The sequence below is a fragment of the Aquabacterium sp. genome (assembly GCF_041915145.1).
Taxonomy (GTDB): domain Bacteria; phylum Pseudomonadota; class Gammaproteobacteria; order Burkholderiales; family Burkholderiaceae_C; genus Aquabacterium.
Window position 1 is genome coordinate 1 of sequence record NZ_JAYSBZ010000139.1, and the last position, 3,478, is coordinate 3,478.

2 protein-coding genes and 1 tRNA gene are annotated in these 3,478 nt (G+C 63.2%); all 3 read right to left on the minus strand.

The window, feature by feature from the left end; all coding sequences use genetic code 11:
* Window positions 1-494: 494 nt before the first annotated feature.
* Window positions 495-1,433, minus strand: coding sequence for a dicarboxylate transporter/tellurite-resistance protein TehA (gene tehA / locus ACE3SS_RS15110; protein WP_374595369.1), 939 nt, complete (start codon window positions 1,431-1,433; stop codon window positions 495-497).
* Between the two features lie 325 nt (window positions 1,434-1,758).
* A tRNA-Asn gene (locus ACE3SS_RS15115) sits at window positions 1,759-1,834 on the minus strand.
* A gap of 59 nt (window positions 1,835-1,893) precedes the next feature.
* Window positions 1,894-3,478, minus strand: a 1,585-nt coding sequence (locus ACE3SS_RS15120) for a TonB-dependent siderophore receptor (RefSeq protein WP_374595371.1), incomplete at its 5' end; no start/stop codon positions are given.

Below are 3,478 nucleotides of genomic sequence, written 5' to 3' on the forward strand. Positions count from 1 at the left end.
ACCCCTTCCAGCAGCCCAGCGCCTGCAGCGTCTTGTGATCCAGCATCCCGTCCTCCCGCTTCTGCCGTTACCGGCATCAGCATAAAGAACGGCTCTCAGCTGCCCACGGAATTCTTCGATGAACCTTAATTCAGGGGTGAGATATTCAAGGCCTGTGATCAAACCCGAATGGCGCCAACCAACCGCACCTGACGCTTTGCACGTCTGCGCACGAGCACCGAGTGGCGGTGCTAACGCGACAATTTGGTGTGCGGGCAATGGCCAAGAAGCCACAAGAGTTCAAGATCGTCACCGACCCTGTGCACAGTGCACCCGCTGACACCGCGTGCGAAGCCCAAACAGCGGCTTCTCTCCCATAAGTGAATGTCAAAGACAGCGCAAGCCGTTGATCGCTCGATAAACACGAGAAACCACGGCCAGTTTCTTGCCGGGAGCGGTGAAACAGCGTGTGCCGATGCGCTGCTTGGCCAGCACGCTCGGCAGACGCTCAAGGCTCATTGCCGAAAGAACCCCTTGACGAAAAGGGCTGCGCTCTTGAACGTGAGGTAGCCGATGAAGGCGTTGGCGCACACGAAGATGGGCCAGGCCAGGATGCGGGCCGAATCGACGCCGCTGGTGGCGAGCTTGAGCGCGCAGATCGTGGTGGCGGCGACACCGAAGGTGTACGACCAATACGACATGGCAAATGGCTGCTCGCCCAACCACGGTTGCATCCTCAGGCCCAGCAGCAGCTGAAACAGCCCATAGCCCCACAGCATCAACAGCCAGGGCTCGTGCGCGCCGGGCGACAACATCAGGCAGGCCATGCCGCACACGACCGGCGGTGCGAACTGAATGCCGACCAGCGGACGTTGCGGTGCCGGCAGCGGTTCGGGGCCGAGCATGCGGTGGATCATGAGCGACTCAAGCGCGAGCCACGAAAACACTCCGGCACCGAGAAAGAGCCACCCCCAAGAAGGCTGCCCGAGGGCGCCCAGCACGGCGCCGCTGGTGAAGTTGCCTGCCACGGTGGGCAGGTAAACCGTGGGGACGGTGTCTTGGTGGCTGCGCCCGCCGCGCCACACGGTGCCGGTGTGCCACAGCGAGAACGACAAGTGCCCCGCCAGCGCGACGCTGGCCAGACACTCGGCGGCGGTGCGCGAATAAGGCAGCACGGCCATGGCGGTGAGCATGGTGGCAATGGCCATGAGCGCCGGAGTGCCGCCCTGCACCGGATGCTCGGCTTCTGCACGCGCGGCGTGCGGTTGTTGCAGTGCTTGCCGCAGGTAGACCACGCACAGCGCGGCCCAGATCAGCGAGGCCAGCAACAGCACGCCTTCGCCCACCAGCCTGGGCAGCCCCCAGAGCCCGCTGGCCACGCGCCACGCCTGCCCCATGCCAGCCAGCCCGAGGATCATGCCGAAGTAGGAGGCCGGAAGACGCGCGGTTTTCATGGGCGATCAATCAGGGTCAAAAGCGGAGGCAAGCGCCCGCCTTTGAGGTGAGCAACCCAGGGATAACCATAATTATCGCTGTGTGCTGCTGTCTACAGCGGCGATGTGGCCATTTCTGGCTGTGCCTTCGCGTTGCCGTGTTCCTGCCTTTTGACCGGCATCACTTCGCGCGTGCTGCCGGCCGGTGCATCTGCCATGGGGATGCGTGCATGTGCAGTGCGCCGAATGACCACCGTTACGTACCGAAGGTAGCAATAGATGATGGGGGCAAGAAAAAAGGCTTACAGCGTCACCACTGTAAGCCTTTGATTTCATTGCTTTGTTTTGGCTCCCCGACCTGGACTCGAACCAGGGACCTGCGGATTAACAGTCCGTCGCTCTACCGACTGAGCTATCAGGGAATTGAGCCTTGAACTATAGCACGGTTAGCTGTTTTTGCAAGAGCCCGACTACAACTCGATCAGAAATCGGCGCGCATCGACAGCGTCCAGGTGCGTGGTGCCAGGGGGTAGAGGTAGACGTGACCGTATTGATACGGGCTTTCGCGCCAGGCGCGCTGATCGAAAGCGTTGGTGACCCCCGCGTTCCAGGTCAGCGCGGTGTTGTTTGACACGCGCTGCGTGTAGACGACGCCGAGGTCGGTGCGCGTCCAGCCGGGGATCTCGACGGAGTCGTCGGGCAGCACTTCTCGATGCCCTTCGCGCACCACCGCTGCCCGAGCGCTCAGGCCGGGCACGGCCGCCACGCGGTAGGCCGCTTGCAGCTTCAAGGCGTAGCGGGGCACGTTGGTCGGGGTGTGGCCATCGACGGTGGTGTCTTGACTGCCTTCGCGCTTGGCGTCGAGCCACATGCCGCTGGCATCGAGGTGCAGTGCGCCCAGTGTGGTGCCGACCTGGCCTTCGATGCCGCGGTGGTGTTCGTCGCCGTCGAGAATGGTGATCAGGGCGGGCTTGATGCCGATGTCGGAAGTCGTTGGCTGGTGCACGTCAAACCAATCAGCCGCCCAGGTCAAAGAGTCCGACTGACCTTTGATGCCGATCTCCAGTTGACGGCTTTTCTGCGCCGGAAGCACGGCACCAGGGTTCAGGTAGTCGCCGTTGTTGGGGGTGACGGTTGTTTCGACGCCTTCACCCCAGCTGACATACACCGCCTGCTGCTTGGCGAACTCGTGGCTCAACGCAACCCACGGCGTGGTGAAGGATTGCTGGTAGCGCGTGCCGTTGGTGCCGTCGGTCACGGCGCTCTCGCGGTCGAGGCGGGTGTGACGCAGGCCGAGCCAGGCGCTCCATTGCGGAGCGAAGTCGATGCGATCACGTGCGTAGAGTTCGTTGTTGCGCTCGGTGCGGTTGGCGTTGCCGTTGTACCCAGTTGGGTCAGATGGGACGATGGTGAGTCCATCGATCGTGCCGGTGCCGACTCCGTTGTAGGCCTGAAGGCCAAAACGCGCCTTGAGCTGGCTGCGCAACATGCCCGCCGTGAGATCGTGCCGGACGTTCGCGGTGGCAAAGCGCCCATTGATCGACGTGTCCAGTGCATCCGTGCGGCGGCTTTCGTTGTCGCTTCGGAAATCGTAGAAATCAAAACTGCCGTCGCTGCAATAGCGATCGGTCCAGCCCTCACTGCCGCATCCGTATGCATAGGCCAAGCGGTCATCGGAGCGCAGCCGCTGCGAGCCATAGTGAACTGTGGCTTTCCAATCCGCTGTCAGACGCCGCTGCAGCCGTAGCGATGCGGTTGTCGCATCGAGCACCACCGGCTGGCTCCAAGGCTGGTTGTTGAGGTTGATGCGCGGGTCGATGTTCTTGGCGGACGGCAGCGTGTCGCCCAGCATGCTGAAACCCGGTTGACTGGGCTGCGAGCGGTGGCTGTTCTCGATTTCGGCTTCGAGCAGCGTGTCCGCGGTGGCGCGCCAGTCGCCCGCCACGGCCAGCAGGTTGCGGTGGCCTTGGGCGTCGCGCAGGGCCGGGTCGAGCCGTTCTGCTGCGGCGTTGACGCGCAGGCCAAAGGCTTGCTGTTCGCCGAAGCGGTCAGCCAGATCGACCGCG